Origin of the sequence: Nocardioides bizhenqiangii (assembly GCF_034661235.1) — a bacterium.
In the GTDB taxonomy this organism is placed as follows: Bacteria; Actinomycetota; Actinomycetes; order Propionibacteriales; family Nocardioidaceae; genus Nocardioides; species Nocardioides bizhenqiangii.
Window position 1 is genome coordinate 2,060,057 of sequence record NZ_CP141059.1, and the last position, 15,082, is coordinate 2,075,138.

Annotated in this window: 14 protein-coding genes; 6 read left to right on the top strand and 8 right to left on the bottom strand. The window is 72.7% G+C overall.

What is annotated here, in order from left to right:
* Positions 1-390: 390 nt before the first annotated feature.
* The 5 genes from SHK19_RS09875 to SHK19_RS09895 form a co-directional block, all read right to left on the bottom strand.
* Positions 391-1,122, bottom strand: coding sequence for a DinB family protein (locus SHK19_RS09875; protein WP_322457167.1), 732 nt, complete (start codon positions 1,120-1,122; stop codon positions 391-393).
* A gap of 130 nt (positions 1,123-1,252) precedes the next feature.
* Positions 1,253-2,086 carry an NHL repeat-containing protein gene (locus tag SHK19_RS09880; protein WP_322938544.1) on the bottom strand — a complete coding sequence of 278 codons (834 nt, stop codon included), beginning with the start codon at positions 2,084-2,086 and terminating at the stop codon, positions 1,253-1,255.
* 284 nt (positions 2,087-2,370) lie between these two features.
* Positions 2,371-3,120 (bottom strand): IclR family transcriptional regulator, encoded by a 750-nt coding sequence (locus tag SHK19_RS09885; protein WP_322938545.1) that lies wholly within the window; start codon positions 3,118-3,120, stop codon positions 2,371-2,373.
* Positions 3,120-4,100 carry a TIGR03086 family metal-binding protein gene (locus SHK19_RS09890; RefSeq protein WP_322457164.1) on the bottom strand — a complete coding sequence of 327 codons (981 nt, stop codon included), beginning with the start codon at positions 4,098-4,100 and terminating at the stop codon, positions 3,120-3,122. Before SHK19_RS09890 ends, SHK19_RS09885 begins: the two co-directional genes overlap by 1 nt.
* Positions 4,097-4,399, bottom strand: a complete 303-nt coding sequence (locus SHK19_RS09895; protein ID WP_322457163.1) for an ArsR/SmtB family transcription factor — start codon at positions 4,397-4,399, stop codon at positions 4,097-4,099. Before SHK19_RS09895 ends, SHK19_RS09890 begins: the two co-directional genes overlap by 4 nt.
* Positions 4,400-4,520: 121 nt before the next feature.
* On the opposite strand from SHK19_RS09895, the gene hutH reads away from it, so the two are divergent.
* The 5 genes from hutH to hutI are packed head-to-tail and all read left to right on the top strand — an operon-like array spanning position 4,521 to position 11,242.
* The gene (hutH, locus tag SHK19_RS09900; RefSeq protein WP_322938546.1) at positions 4,521-6,080 is read left to right on the top strand and encodes a histidine ammonia-lyase; all 1,560 of its coding nucleotides are present in this window, start codon (positions 4,521-4,523) and stop codon (positions 6,078-6,080) included.
* The gene (gene hutU / locus SHK19_RS09905) at positions 6,077-7,738 is read left to right on the top strand and encodes a urocanate hydratase (protein WP_322938547.1); all 1,662 of its coding nucleotides are present in this window, start codon (positions 6,077-6,079) and stop codon (positions 7,736-7,738) included. Before hutH ends, hutU begins: the two co-directional genes overlap by 4 nt.
* The gene (locus tag SHK19_RS09910) at positions 7,735-8,904 is read left to right on the top strand and encodes an allantoate amidohydrolase (protein WP_322938548.1); all 1,170 of its coding nucleotides are present in this window, start codon (positions 7,735-7,737) and stop codon (positions 8,902-8,904) included. Before hutU ends, SHK19_RS09910 begins: the two co-directional genes overlap by 4 nt.
* Positions 8,901-10,055 (top strand): formimidoylglutamate deiminase, encoded by a 1,155-nt coding sequence (locus SHK19_RS09915; RefSeq protein ID WP_322938549.1) that lies wholly within the window; start codon positions 8,901-8,903, stop codon positions 10,053-10,055. Before SHK19_RS09910 ends, SHK19_RS09915 begins: the two co-directional genes overlap by 4 nt.
* Before the next feature lie 11 nt (positions 10,056-10,066).
* Positions 10,067-11,242, top strand: a complete 1,176-nt coding sequence (hutI, locus tag SHK19_RS09920; RefSeq protein ID WP_322938685.1) for an imidazolonepropionase — start codon at positions 10,067-10,069, stop codon at positions 11,240-11,242.
* Here hutI and SHK19_RS09925 read toward each other — a convergent pair.
* Both SHK19_RS09925 and SHK19_RS09930 read right to left on the bottom strand, forming a co-directional pair.
* Positions 11,220-11,756: a GNAT family N-acetyltransferase gene (locus tag SHK19_RS09925; protein ID WP_405030468.1), complete on the bottom strand. Its 537-nt coding sequence runs from the start codon at positions 11,754-11,756 to the stop codon at positions 11,220-11,222. The genes hutI and SHK19_RS09925 overlap by 23 nt on opposite strands.
* 36 nt (positions 11,757-11,792) lie before the next feature.
* On the bottom strand, positions 11,793-12,563 hold the full coding sequence (locus SHK19_RS09930; protein WP_322938551.1) for a class I SAM-dependent methyltransferase: 771 nt from the start codon (positions 12,561-12,563) through the stop codon (positions 11,793-11,795).
* 131 nt (positions 12,564-12,694) lie between these two features.
* On the opposite strand from SHK19_RS09930, the gene SHK19_RS09935 reads away from it, so the two are divergent.
* Complete coding sequence (locus SHK19_RS09935; protein WP_322938552.1) at positions 12,695-13,921, top strand: TolB family protein; 1,227 nt, start codon at positions 12,695-12,697, stop codon at positions 13,919-13,921.
* Here the strand turns inward: SHK19_RS09935 and SHK19_RS09940 are convergent.
* Positions 13,896-15,065: a helix-turn-helix transcriptional regulator gene (locus tag SHK19_RS09940; RefSeq protein WP_322457154.1), complete on the bottom strand. Its 1,170-nt coding sequence runs from the start codon at positions 15,063-15,065 to the stop codon at positions 13,896-13,898. The two genes, SHK19_RS09935 and SHK19_RS09940, sit on opposite strands and share 26 nt — an antisense overlap.
* Positions 15,066-15,082: the final 17 nt, after the last annotated feature.

The window sequence follows — 15,082 nt, forward strand, 5'->3', positions numbered from 1 at the left end:
CTCAACGGTGCCCCCTTCGCCAACGCTCACACGAGGGGGTGCCTCCCGGCAGGACCGCGAATCACAGGAACACGTTGAGCAGAACGGTCAGCGCCACGGACAGCGCGACCGAAATGAGGATCATCAGCAACAGCCCATCGCTCCGTCGACAGGCCGCACTCGAAGACTCATCCCTGCGCTGCTTCGGCGCGGCTGGTGTCGCCGGGCGCGCGAGAGCAATGGGGCACGATGGTCCTCCTGAGTGGTGAGGCCGCGATTCAGCGACCGGATGCCTGGGCCGGTACCCCGCGCCCGAGGACCAACACGTCCGGCCTGCTCCCGGTCGACGAGCTGGTCGAGCTGGGCGGCCGGACCTGGCGGTTCGTCGACACCGCGGGCATCCGGAAGCGCTCAACGCAGACGAGCGAGATCCCGTCGGATGTAGCGCAGGTGCGCCCACTCCTCCTCCAGGATCACGCGGATGCAGTCACCGACGCTCGGACGCCAGTCATCGCCGCCCCACGGGTTCTCGCGTTCCTCCGCGAGCAGCTCGGCAGTGGCCGTGGCCAGGAAGTCGGTCACCAGGCGCTGTCGCTCGGCACGGACCTCTAGGATCTCCTCGTAGGCCGGCGGTTCCACGCGGAAGATCGACATGTCGAAGCCCATCTCGTCGGCACCGGTGAAGATCTGGCCGACCTCGTGGAACGGCTGCTGCATCCGCAGGATCCCGCCGCGGAGCCAGGCGTCGGTCGCCAGGATGAGGTGCCGCAGGGTCTGGGCCAAGGACCACTCGTCCTCGACGTGGGCGTCCACCAGGTCCGGCGGCGTGCCCGCCACCGTCGTCTGCCACGCGGACTGCACAGCGACCCAAGCCTCGCGCAGGCTTTCGGGAGTCTCCGCCTTCTGCAGCTCGCGGCCTGGGAACTGCCGGTTGAGCTCGGCGTCCACGAGAGGCACCACGTCAACCCCATTGACGAAGAGGCTGCCGAAGAACAGGTCGTGGCTGTCGATGTCGAGTCCGTCCACATCGACGCTGCGCATCGTCACACCGCTGACATCGGAGAATCGCAGGGTGGCACCCTTGAAGCTCGCCTTGACGAAGGTCGCGCCTTCGAACTCCTTCGTGCCGGAATAGATCGTCATCGCTCCATCATCACCGACGCCGGGGACAGTCCTGATCGGCAGCCTCGCAGGAGCCAGCAGCGTGCCCTCTCGGGTGTGACCTCGGCGGTTCATCTAAGTGGCGACGAGGACCGGCGGAACGACCCTCGGCTCACGAAATGGGCAGGGGCAACGGCACCAGGTGCACCGCGTCGTGGTCGTGGTTGGTGATCACGAGGAGGTCGTCGGTCGCCGCTGCGCTCGCGCTGCCCGGCGGCAGGTCGATGACGTGGGTGACCGCATGGGTGCTCGGGTCGATCCTCGCGACCTGCGAGTCAGTGCGGAGCCACACCGCACCGGCTCCGACCGTGAGGTCGCCACCGCCGATGGGCTCGCCCGTGACCGGCAGTGTCTCGGCCGTGCCGGTCCGGGCGTCGATCCGGGTGACCGATCCGTCGCCCTGGTTCATCACCCACACTGCGCCGAACCCGACGTCGAGGAACCGGGGGTCCGGGCCGACCGCGATGGACTTCCAGGTCTCCTCCTTCAAGGAGTAGCGCTCGACGGTGTGGCCGGAAGTCGGGACCCACAGTGATCCGGACCCGGCGCGGACCGCGGTCGCACCGTCCGGCGCGGGGATCTCGTCGGTGATGCGATCGCCCTCGATGACGAGGATCCGGGGGTCGAGGACATCGACGAGGACGTAGCCCACGTCGCCGTCGATGCCCACTGCGCCCTCCCGCAACGGCTCGTCCGGCAGCTCCACCCGGGCGAGCACCTTCCCGGTGGTTCCGTCGAGCCGCAGCAGCTGGTCAGGGAAGACAACCGGGATGAGCACCTCGTCCTGGGTGGCCGCCAGAGCCTGGACCACCTCGCCGGGGACCTCGACCCGCGCCGTGATCGCGCCCGACGCGCCGTCGTACCGCACGGCGCCCGGGTCCACACCGGAGACCCACACTCCGCTGCCGGCGGCGACCGCGAAGTCCGCGAAGGGGAGGGCTTTCACCGTCCTCGCGTTGACGTCCTTGAGCCCGAGTGGGGCGGGGAGGTCGCCGGCGGGGAGGGACGACGGCAGCGGGGGCGACTCGGTGGTTGCGCTGGCCGACGGATCGGTCGAGGTCGAGGCGCTCGTCCTCGGCTCCTCGGTCGAGTCGGCGGGGTTATCGTCCGAGCACGGACCGAGAACGGCGGTCAGCAAGGCGAGAGCGGCAACTCGCGTTGCCCCCGGAGTCATGCCTCAGGATCCAGCGGGCCGGGTCCGTGCGCAACCGAGATGTGGGTCGAACAGGGTCAGCGCCCGCCGAGCCGACGGCCCAGCTGCTCCGCAGTGCGCGCCACCGCTGCGGCGAGTACGGCGACGTCGGCCACGTCCGCCGGGAACGTGACGGCGACGCCGGCCACCGGGTGCTGGTTGTGGTCGAGCACGGGCGCGGCCACGCTCGCGAGGCCGGGGGTGACCTCGCCGTCCTCGCGGGCATGCCCACGACGCCGGGTGTCGGCGAGGACCGAACGAAGCGCGGTGAGCGACTGCGGCCCGATGCCGGTGCGATCGACGAAGGCCGACCGGTCCGGGTAGAGCGCGCGCACCTGGGCGGCCGGCAGCCGGGCGAGGATCGCCCGGCCGCTGGCGGTGAGGTGGGCGGGCAGCCTGACGCCGACATCTGTCACCAGCGGCGGCCGGCCGGGCGCGCGCTCCTCGAGCACGTAGAGCACGTCGCGCCCGTGGAGGACCGCGAGGTGCGCCGACTGGCCGATCTGGTCGACCAGCATCGCGAGCGGTCGCCGGGCGATCCGCTGCAGGGGCTCCTGGCGGGCGTAGCCGGAGCCGACCTCGAACGCGGCCACGCCGACGCCGTACCTCCGCTCCTCGGGCAGGTGCACGACGAAGCCCTCCTCGACCATGGCGGTGAGCAGGTGGTAGGCCGATGAGCGCGGGAGCCCGACCGCGGCCGTCACCCGCTCCAGCGGGACCGGCTCCGGCTGCGCGGCCAGGAACCGCAGCACCCGCAGGGCGCGCGTTGCGGCCGGGACCTGGCCCATCAGCCGGCGACCGGCACCGGCTTCGGGCGCCCGGCGAAGGCCGCGAACCGGTCGAGCGGCGGGGCGTCGGCCGCAGCCGGTACCTCGTCGGCGAACGAGCGGCCGCGCGCCGTCGGCAGGATCGGCTCGGAGAGGCCGCGGATGTAGCCGACGACCTCGTCCGAGACCCGGACGGTCAGCCCCATGGCCTCGGCAAGGTCCCATCCGTGCAGGAGGATCTCCGCGCTCAGCAGGGCGGCCGCGACGCTCGCGGGCATCTCGCCGACCGGGCCTTCGACGGTGCCGTCGGGATCGATGGCGTGCCAGGCGGTGATCGTCTGGGCGGCGACGGTCGACACCCGGTGCTCTGCCGAACCCTCGGTCCGCTCGACGGTGGCGCCGGCCATGGCGCCGAGGCCGGCCATCGAGGTCTCGAGGTGGTCGACGAGCAGTCCGACCGGCAGCTCGGGGCACGGCGTACGGCGCTCCGCGTCGGCATCGGTGATCGCGCGCAGGACCGGCTGGATCGCCGCGAGTGCGGCCTCGGCGGCCACCACAGGAGTGAGGTCCTTCGGCGCCCAGTGCCACGGGTCCTGGCCCGCGTCGCCCGTGGCTCCGGCGGCTTCGAGCCGCTCGAGGAAGTGGGCCCACCCCTCGGCGTGTCCGGCCTCCTCCTCGGGCGTGAGGCCCTCGTGGACCAGGGTCACCCGGGAACCGTTGTCATCGGGCTCGACGGTCAGGATCACGGTGGACCCGTCGACGTCCGGCGTCGCATCGCCCACCCAGCCCCAGCCGAGCACGACCCGGCGCCCGGGCTCGACCTCCCGGACGGTGCCGCCCGCGCGATGGCCGGGGGAAACGGTCCAGCGGTAGTCGCCGCCCGCCCGCAGGTCGACGTACGCCGTCACGGTCATCCAGCGCCGCAGCCGCTCCGGCTCGGTGATCAGTGCGAACGCCTCGTCGGGTGTCACCGGCAGGACGACGGTCTTCGAGTAGGTCATTGCGTGCTCCTCAGGTGGTGGGCGTCGGCAACGAGCAGGTCGAGCTCGTCGGTCCAGAACCGGTCGATCTCGGCCTGCAGCGAGCGCAGGCCCTCGGGGTCGACGCGGTAGATCCGTTGGCGGCCGACCTTCTCGGCCGTCACCAGTCCGGCGTCGGCCAGCAGCAGCAGGTGCTGGCTGACGGCCGATCGCGTCACGGGGAACTCGGCAGCGATGTCGCTGACGGTCTGCGGCGCGGACGCGAGCAGCTGCAGGATGCGGCGCCGGTTGGGCTCCGCTGCCGCACTGAACGCGTCCATGCCAATACGTTAGTAGTCACTAACGCGTGCGACAAGCCCTGCGGTCAAGACGTCTCGTATCCGAGACGGCGACACCGGCAGGCCGCTGGTGGACCGGCCCCGAGGGGCGTTGGATGGGCGCATGGAGCACAAGTACGTCGAGGTCGGTGTCGGTCCGGTCTCGTTCGCCGACGTGGTCGCGGTCGCGCGTGACGGTGCCGCGGTCCGGCTGGCCCCGGAGGCACTGACGGCGATCGACCGGGCGCGGGGAGTGGTCGAGGAGCTCGCGGCGTCGGCGACGCCGGCGTACGGCGTCTCGACCGGCTTCGGCGCGCTCGCCACCCGGCACATCGCCCCCGAGCTGCGCACCCAGCTGCAGCGCTCGCTGGTCCGGTCGCACGCAGCCGGCTCGGGACCGGAGGTCGAGCGGGAGGTCGTCCGCGGCCTGATGTTGCTGCGGCTGTCGACGCTGGCGACCGGCCACACCGGCGTACGGCGGGAGACCGCCGAGCTGCTCGCCGGCCTGCTGACGAACGGCATCACCCCGGTGGTCTACGAGTACGGGTCGCTCGGCTGCTCCGGCGACCTGGCGCCGCTGGCACACTGCGCGCTCGCGCTGATGGGGGAGGGCGACGTCCGTGGCGCCGACGGCAACCTGGCCCCCGCCGCCGACGCGCTCGCCGCCGCCGGGCTCGCGCCGGTCGAGCTGGCCGAGAAGGAGGGCCTCGCCCTCATCAACGGCACCGACGGGATGCTCGGCATGCTCGTGCTCGCCATCACCGACCTCCGCCGGCTGCTACGCACCGCCGACATCGCCGCGGCCATGTCGGTCGAGGCCCAGCTCGCCACCGACCGGGTGTTCGCGCCGGAGCTCCAGGCGCTGCGGCCGCACCCCGGACAGGCCGACGCGGCCGCCAACCTGGTCGCCCTGCTCGCCGACTCCGGCGTCGTCGCCTCGCACCGTGGGCCGGACTGCAACCGGGTGCAGGACGCCTACTCGCTGCGGTGCTCCCCGCAGGTCCACGGCGCCGGCCGCGACACCGTGGAGCACGCCGCCGTCGTCGCCGGCCGCGAGCTGGCCAGCGCGGTCGACAACCCCGTGGTGGTCTTCGATGGGTCTCGTGACGGCCGGCTGGAGAGCAACGGCAATTTCCACGGCGCACCGGTCGCCTACGTGCTCGACTTCCTCGCGATCGTGGCAGCGGACGTCGCCTCGATCAGCGAACGGCGTACCGACCGGTTCCTCGACAAGTCCCGCAACCACGGACTGCCGCCGTTCCTGGCCGACGACCCGGGCGTCGACAGCGGGCACATGATCGCGCAGTACACGCAGGCCGCGATCGTCTCGGAGCTCAAGCGGCTCGCCAACCCCGCCAGCGTCGACTCCATCCCGTCGAGCGCGATGCAGGAGGACCACGTCTCGATGGGCTGGTCCGCCGCCCGCAAGCTGCGCCGCTCGGTCGACGGCCTCACCCAGGTGGTCGCCATCGAGATCCTCACCGCCGCCCGGGCGCTCGACATCCGGGCGCCGCTCGAGCCCTCGCCGGCGACCGCTGCCGTCGTCCGACGGCTGCGGGACGCCGGCATCGCCGGACCCGGGCCCGACCGTCACCTCTCGCCCGAGATCGCGACCGCCGTCTCGCTCGTCCACAGCGGCGAGGTGCTCGCCGCCGCCGCATCCGTGATCGGAGAACTGCGATGACCGCACAGCCGAACAACCCCCGACTGCCGATCCACGCCCCGCACGGCACCGAGCTCAGCGCCAAGTCCTGGCAGACCGAGGCGCCGCTGCGGATGCTCATGAACAACCTCGACCCCGAGGTCGCCGAGCGTCCCGACGACCTCGTCGTCTACGGCGGCACCGGCAAGGCCGCCCGCAGCTGGGAGGCGTACGACGCGATCCTGCGCACCCTGCGCGACCTCGAGTCCGACGAGACCCTCCTGGTGCAGAGCGGCAAGCCGGTCGGCGTGATGCGCACCCACGAGTGGGTGCCGCGGGTGCTGATCGCCAACTCCAACCTGGTCGGCGACTGGGCGAACTGGGAGGAGTTCCGCCGGCTCGAGGACCTCGGGCTGACCATGTACGGCCAGATGACCGCCGGCTCGTGGATCTACATCGGCACCCAGGGCATCCTCCAGGGCACCTTCGAGACCTTTGCCGCCGTCGCCGACAAGCGGTTCGGCGGGACCCTTGCCGGCACGCTCACCGTCACCGCGGGACTCGGCGGCATGGGCGGCGCCCAGCCGCTCGCCGTCACAATGAACGACGGCGTCGTGATCTGCATCGAGTGCGACCAGTCCCGGATCACGCGGCGGATCGAGCACCGCTACCTCGACGAGCAGGCAGCCGACCTCGACGACGCCGTCCGGCGCGCGCTCGCGGCCAAGGAGTCCCGCACGCCGCTGTCGATCGGCGTGCTCGGCAACGCGGCCGAGCTGCTGCCGCGACTGCTGGAGATGGACGTCGCCGTCGACATCGTCACCGACCAGACCTCGGCGCACGACCCGCTGTTCTACCTGCCGGTCGGCGTGGAGTTCGAGAACTGGGAGGCACAGCGCACCACCGACCCGGTCGGTTTCACCAAGGCGGCGCAGGCGTCGATGGCGACCCACGTCGCGGCCATGGTCGGCTTCCTCGACAAGGGCGCGGAGGTCTTCGACTACGGCAACTCGATCCGCGACGAGGCGCGCAAGGGTGGCTTCGACCGGGCGTTCGACTTCCCGGGGTTCGTGCCGGCGTACATCCGGCCGCTGTTCTGCGAGGGCAAGGGCCCGTTCCGCTGGGCCGCGCTGTCCGGCGACCCTGCCGACATCGCCGCGACCGACCGCGCCATCCTCGAGCTGTTCCCCGACAACGCACGACTGAGGAAGTGGATCACCCTGGCCCAGGAGCGGGTCCACTACCAGGGCCTGCCCGCGCGGATCTGCTGGCTCGGCTACGGCGAGCGGCACCTCGCCGGCCTCAGGTTCAACGAGATGGTCGCGTCCGGCGAGCTGAAGGCGCCGGTCGTGATCGGCCGCGACCACCTCGACTGCGGTTCGGTCGCCTCGCCGTACCGCGAGACCGAGGGCATGATCGACGGCTCCGACGCCATCGCCGACTGGCCGCTGCTCAATGCGCTGGTCAACACGGCGTCGGGCGCGACCTGGGTGTCGATCCACCACGGTGGCGGGGTCGGCATGGGACGCTCGATCCATGCCGGACAGGTGTGCGTCGCCGACGGCACCGAGCTCGCGGCGCAGAAGATCGAGCGGGTGCTCACCAACGACCCGGGCATGGGCGTGATCCGGCACGTCGACGCCGGCTACGACCGCGCGGACGAGGTCGCGGCCGAGCGGGGCGTGAAGATCCCCCGATGACGTTCGAGGCGATGTGGCGCGACCTCGCGCCGATCGGACGCTCCGCCTCCTCCGGCGGCTACTTCCGTCAGCCCTGGGCGAGCGCCGAGCTCGAGCTCCGGGCTTGGTTCCGCGAGCAGGCCGCCGCCCGCGGGCTCGCGGTCCACGAGGACCCCTTCGGCAACCTCGTGGCGTGGTGGGGCGACCCCGCCAGCGGCGGTGCCGTGCTCACCGGCAGCCACCTCGACAGCGTCCTCGACGGCGGTGCGTACGACGGACCGCTCGGTGTGGTCTCCGCGCTGGCGGCGATCGACCTGATGCGTGAGCGCGGTGTGGAGCCGGCGCGTCCCCTCGGGGTCGGGGTGTTCGTCGAGGAGGAGGGGTCCCGTTTCGGGCGGGCCTGCCTCGGCTCGCGGCTGGCCACCGGGGCGGCGGCCTGGGAGGACGTGGCAGGCCTGACCGACCGCGACGGCGTACGCCTCGGCGACCTGGTCACCGGCGGCCCGCCGACGCCGTGGCTGCAGCAGGTGGGGCAGTTCGTCGAGCTGCACGTCGAGCAGGGCCGCGGGCTCGTCGACCGGTCCGCGCCGGTCGGGGTGGCGAGCGGGATCTGGCCGCACGGGCGCTGGCGCTTCGACGTCACCGGTCGCGCCGACCATGCCGGGACCACCCGGATGGAGGACCGCGCCGACCCGATGCTCACCTACGCGATGACCGCGCTCGCCGCCAACAAGCAGGCCCGGCTGGCCGGTCAGCGCGCGACCTTCGGTCGGATCGAGGCCCACCCCAACGGCACCAACGCCGTACCCTCCCGCGTCACCGCATGGCTCGATGCCCGCGCCGACTCCGACGCCGCCCTCGCGGACCTCGTGGCTGCCGTCGAGAAACAGGCCGCCGAGCGGGCGGAGCGCGACGGCACCCGGCTCGACGTCACCGCGGAGTCGGTCACCGGAGAGGTCTCCTTCGACCCGCCGCTCACGGCAGCCGTCGCGGCGGATCTGCCGGTGCTGCCGACCCAGGCCGGCCACGACGCCGGTGTGCTCCAGGCCGCCGGGATCCCGTCCGCGATGCTCTTCGTCCGCAACCCGACCGGCGTCTCGCACTCGCCCGAGGAGTTCGCCGAGACCGCCGACTGCGAGGTCGGAGTGGAGGCGCTGGCGACCGCGCTGACGAGGCTCGTGTCGTGAGTGGATCGAGGGGGCTGACCGTCCCCGGGATGGCGAACGCCCACTCGCACGCGTTCCACCGGGCGCTGCGCGGACGCACGCAGCAGGGCACGGGCAGCTTCTGGACCTGGCGCGAGCAGATGTACGACCTCGCCGCGCGTGTCACGCCGGACCTCTACTTCGACCTCGCCCGCGCGGTGTACGCCGAGATGCTGGCCGGCGGGATCACCGCGGTGGGGGAGTTCCACTACCTCCACCACCAGCCCGACGGGACGCCGTACGAGGACCCCAACGAGATGGGACGCGCCGTGCTCGCGGCGGCCGACGACGTCGGCATCCGGATCCGGTTGCTCGACACCTGCTACCTGACGGCGGCGATCGGGCAGCCTGCGGAGGGCGTGCAACGGAGGTTCAGCGACGGCTCGGCCGACGCTTGGGCGGAGCGGGTTGCCGCGTTCGACGACGACCGGGTGGGCGCGGCGATCCACAGCGTGCGTGCCGTCCCCGCCGACCAGATGGGCATCGTCGCGGCGTGGGCGGCGGACCGCCCGCTCCACGTCCACCTGTCCGAGCAGCCGGCCGAGAACGACGCCTGCCGGGCGGCGTACGGCGTCACCCCGACCGCGCTGCTCGCCGACGCCGGCGTGCTCGGCCCGCGGACGACGCTGGTCCACGCGACGCACGTGACCGACGACGACGTCCGGACCATCGGCGACGCGGGGTGCTTCGTGTGCCTGTGCCCGACGACGGAGCGGGACCTGGCGGACGGCCTCGGCCGGGGTGCCGACCTCCGCGCCGCCGGGACCCGGATCTCCCTCGGCAGCGACAGCCACGCGGTCGTCGACCTGTTCGAGGAGATGCGCGGCGTCGAGATGCACGACCGGCTGCGGACGGGAGTGCGCGGGCACTGGACGGCCCGGGCGCTGCTCGACTGCGCCACGACGCACGGCCACGCCTCGCTCGGGCTCGACCCGGCCGGCGCCGGCGCTGTCGCGATCGATCCGGTCAGCCCCCGGACCGCCGGCGCCGGCGCCGACGAGCACGCCACCGTCTTCGCGGCCACCGCTGCCGACGTCGCGGAGGTGGTGGTCGACGGGCGCGTGCTCTTCGACGGCGACCATGCGCGGGTCGGCCATCACCTCGAGGCCGCGATCGAGAAGGTGTGGCAATGAACTCACCCCGGATGAGCACCCTCATCACCAACGTCGGCGAGCTGGTCACCAACGACCCGGACGCCGACGACCTGCTCGGCCTCCGCTCGGACGCCGCCCTGGTCCTCGACGAGGGGGTCGTCGCCTGGGTCGGCGACGCAGCCGACGCGCCCGCGGCGGACCAGGTCGTCGACGCGGGGGGTGGCGCGGTGCTGCCCGGGTTCGTGGACAGCCACAGCCACCTGGTGTTCGCCGGCGACCGGGCCGAGGAGTTCCGCGCGCGGATGGCGGGGGAGCGGTACGCCGCCGGCGGGATCCGCACCACCGTGGCGGCCACCCGCGCCGCCACCGACGACGCCCTCGCCGCCAACGTCGAGCGACTGGTGGCAGAGATGCGGCGGCAGGGCACGACGACGGTCGAGATCAAGTCCGGCTACGGCCTCACCGTCGCCGACGAGGCGCGGTCGTTGGAGGTGGCGGCGCGGTTCACCGACGAGACGACGTTCCTCGGGGCCCACGTCGTGCCGCAGGAGTACGCCGGCGACCCGGCCGGCTACGTCGAGCTGGTCACCGGCCCCATGCTCGCCGCGGCAGCACCGCACGCCCGGTGGATCGACGCGTTCTGCGAGACCGGCGCCTTCGACGTAGACCAGGCCCGTGCGGTGCTGGCGGCCGGAGCTGCGGCCGGCCTGCGCGGCCGTCTGCACGCCAACCAGCTCGGGCGCGGGCCTGGTGTCGCGCTCGCCGCCGAGCTCGGGCTGACCGCGGTCGACCACTGCACCTACCTCACCGACGCCGACGTCGACGCACTCCGGGAGTCGGGCACGGTCGCGACCCTGCTCCCCGGCGTCGAGTTCTCGACCCGGCAGCCCTACCCCGACGCCCGTCGCCTGCTCGACGCCGGCGTCCGGGTCGCACTCGCCAGCGACTGCAACCCGGGCTCGTCCTACACCAGCTCGATCCCGCTCTGCATCGCGCTCGCCGTGCGGGAGATGGGCATGACACCCGCGGAGGCCGTGCACGCAGCGACCGCCGGCGGCGCGGCCGCGCTCGGGCGCGCGGACGTCGGCGCGCTGGCGCTGGGAAGGCGGGCGGACGCCGTACTCCTCGGTGCGCCGAGCCACCTGCACCTCGCCTACCGGCCCGGCGTTCCGCTGGTGCGGCAGGTCTGGGTGGCGGGCGAGGCTACGCAGGCTCCATCGGGCTAGGCATCGGCGGCACCAGGTCCCGCTGCAGGATCGCAACGTCGTGCCACCCACCGAGCTTGAAGCCGACCCGCCGCAGCAGCCCGACCCGCTCGAAACCGAACCGCGCGTGCAGCGCGTTGCTCGCGTCGTTGGGCTGCGCGACCTTGGCGAACACGACGTGGAACCCGCGCGCCTGCAGCCGCTCGAGCAGCGCGGCGTACAGCGCGCTCCCGGTGCCCCCACCGACCCGCTCCGGGTCGAGGTAGACGCTCACCTCGCACGACCAGCGGTACGCCGGCCGCTCGGCGAAGCGGGTGCCGTAGGCGAACCCCGTGACCACGCCGTCGGTCTCCGCGACGAGAAAGGCATGACCCGCCTGGCACGCCGCGATCCGCCTGCCGATCTCCTCGACCGAAGGCGGCTCGAGCTCGAACGTCGCCGGAGTGACCCGGACGTAGTGCCCGTAGATCGCGGCGCACGCGGCGGCATCGACCGCGGTCGCGTCCCGGATCGTCGGCTCCACCACGTCGCACATCCTGGCAGGCGGACGCGCGCACGGAGACGTCGGCCATCAGCGGACCCGCACCCGGGCCAGGAGGTACTCCTCGCGAAGGATCAGCTCTCCGTCACCGTGCTCCGAGCACTCGTCCACGAGCGCTTGCAGGCGTTCACCCAGTTCGACGTACGCCGACCGCGTCAGTCTCGACCGGGCCGCCACGACGGGCGGTGCCGACGTGGAGGCCAGCTCCCACCACGCCGCCGCGCTGGGGAAGCGGTTCTCCAGCCGACCGCGACGTACCTCGACGTCGCCGGCCGGGGAGAGCGTCCGTCGGAGCGATTCGATGGAGGTCCACGCGGGCGGGATCTCTGGCACGTACTCGCCCGCCGCCGCCTCGGTCCGGGCCAGCAGAGCGCGAGCGCGGGGCTGGAAGCCGTCTTCGGCCCAGCTGCTGAGCGCGACGAAGCCCCCTGGTCGGCACACGCGGGTCGCTTCGCTCATCACGCGCGCGGGATCAGGTGCGTACACCATCCCGAACGTCGAGAGCACGTGATCGACCGCGTCTGACGCCAGCGGGAGCGCCATGACGTCGCCGACCACGGTGGGGACGCCGCCTGCGGCAGGCGGTGGCAGCGTCCGCAACAGCGCGATCTCAAGGTCGAGGGCCACCGCCCGGCACCCGCGTCCGGCGCAGGCAAGCGCGACGTTGCCCGTGCCGGAGGCCGAATCCAGGACGATCGACCCCGACTGAGGGTCGCACCAAGCGACCAGGTCGAGTGTGGCCGGACGGAGCCGTTCAGCGACGACTCGGTAGTCGCCCTGGGCGTAGTCGGTGTCGGCCACGACCTCGAGTGTGGCAGTCCGACGCCTGTTGTGAGCGCGAACCGGCAGTCGTCTCCGGAGCCACTTTGAGCGTTTCTTGAGCGCGGACGGCAACCCTGGCGAAGAATCGACCGCCGAAGGAAGGCATCGCCATGACACTCCGCCACCACGCCCTCGCCGGGGGAGCCGCCGTCCTGCTCGGCGCGGCATCGAGCACCCTCGTCCCGCTCTCGCCCGCGGTCGCCACGTCGCCCGGCGCCGAGGGAGTCATCGCCTACGTCGCGCAGAACCCCGACCACGAGGACACCCTGGACATCTACACGATCGCCCCCGACGGGACGTCGCGCACCAACCTCACCAACGACCCCGCCCGGGACCAGGACCTGTCCTGGTCACCCGACGGCACGCGGCTGGCCTTCTCCAGCACCCGTGACGGGGCGCACCTGGACATCTGGGTCGTCAACGCCGACGGCTCGGGACTCACCAACCTGACTCCGCTGGCCGACGGCACCGACTCCGGACAAGCGGGCACCGAGCCCACGTGGTCGCCGGACGGCACCAAGATCGCCTACGTCTACCAGGGCGACGTCTGGGTCATGGACGCCACGACGGGCGCCGGCAAGCGCAACCTCACCCATGATCCCGCGCTCCCGGCCGCCGGCATCAGCCCGGCCTGGTCGCCGACCGGCAACACGATCGCCTACGTGCGGGCAGGGGACATCTGGGTGATGAGCGCCAGTGGCGCCAACAAGCGCCAGCTGACGGCGACGTCCGGCGCCCTCACCACCGAGAAGACCCCGGACTGGTCTCCGGACGGCCTGCGGCTGGTCTACGAGCGCAGCGGCCAGATCTGGACCATGAACCGCAACGGGACCCAGCAGACGGCCATCGTCACGGGAGGCGGGACCGGCCCGGCCTGGTCGCCCGAGGGCGACCGGGTGGTCTTCTCCTCCAGCGGCTTCACCGCACCCAACGGCCCGGACCTCTTCACGGCGCGGCCCGACGGCCGCGACGTCCGGCGGGTGCCCAAGACCGGACCGGAGTCCGACACGGCCCCGGCCTGGCAACCGCTGCCCACCGCCGCCGCGGCGTCGTCGTACGCCTCGGTCAACGTCGCGGCGGTGACCGCAGCGAAGATCACCGTCCGGGGCGAGCTCTTCAACGCCAACCCCGGCCAGGTGGTGAGGGTCGACCTCCAGCGCCACGACGGCGTCAGGTTCCGCCTGGTCCAGCGGCTCGACGTCACGCTCACCACGTACGGCGACTTCTCGGCGACCTTCGCCAACCCGGCCGCCACGACGACCTGCCGCGTCGCCGCCCGCTATGCCGGTGACGCCGACAGCCTCGCCACCACTACGTCGGTGGTGTTCGACTGCTGACACGGGGGATGAGCGACCCGCCGGCGTCGAGCGGGGCGTGGCTCCCGATGGCGGGGAGGTACTCCTCGTAGAAGACCTTCGACCGCAGCTCCCGTCTGCTGTGGGTGCCGGTCTTCTCGAACGCGGCCTTGAGGTGGTCCTGCACCGTCCAGGGCGACAGTGACAGCTGTTCGGCGATGGTGGCGGTGGAGACGCCCGTCACCCCGAGCCACGCCACCTCACGTTCGCGGCCCGTCAGTCCGTACGCCTCCAGCTCGAGCCCGACGGACGCGCCGGCCCCCGCGGGTTGGATGACGACGGCCACATTGCCGTGGTCAGCGCCGCGGGGAACCGCCGCGTGCAGGGACAACCATCCACCCCCGGTCGGGACCTGGAGACTGGGTACCGGACCGGGCGCGTCCGACCGGGAGTTCCGGCGGGCCATCGCGGCCACGGTGAGCACGGGCAGCGGTACCGGCTCGAGCGTCGCCGGGCTCTGGCCTCCCAGCCGGTCCAGGAGCGCCTCGGCAGGCGGGGTCACGAGCTGGATCTCGTTCCTGCGTCCGAGGAGGACCATGCCGGGCGCGTGCCCGTGGTCGTCCCGCAGCGCCGCGTCGACCCGGAGCGAGGCGCGGAGCGCCTCGGCTATCGGGCGCGACTGGCGAGCCAGGGTGCGTACCTCCTGCGTTGAGAAGTCCGGACCGTCGGAGCGGTGGAGCACCACGCATCCCCAGGCCCGGCCACGGCTGACGAAGGCGACGCGCAGCTCGTACGGCAGGTCGTGAGGAGCCAGGTACTCCCGGAACCGCGCGCTGCGCTCCGGTCGACCCCGTGTGCTCTCGCTCAGCAGACCCACCGGTGCTCGGCGCCGGGCGAGGACAGCGAACCCGTTGAAGTCGTCGCGGTCGTACTCGCTGGCCAGGACCGCGCGCGCCGCGGCCGGCTCGTCCTCCGGGGCCAGGTAGCCCTTCCCGAGGAGCTCGACCGGGTCGGCCGTCGTCATCAGCAGGGTGCGGGGATCCAGGCCGTGCCAGCAGGCCGCGTCGACGCGGACCGCGCGGCGGATGCGTGCGGCCAGCTCGGCGTGGAGCTGGTCGCGGGGCAGCCCGCGGAGCGCCAGCCGCTCGACCTCGCGCGTCAGCCGATCTGCGTCCCATCCGGCCATCCAGGATTATCCGCACG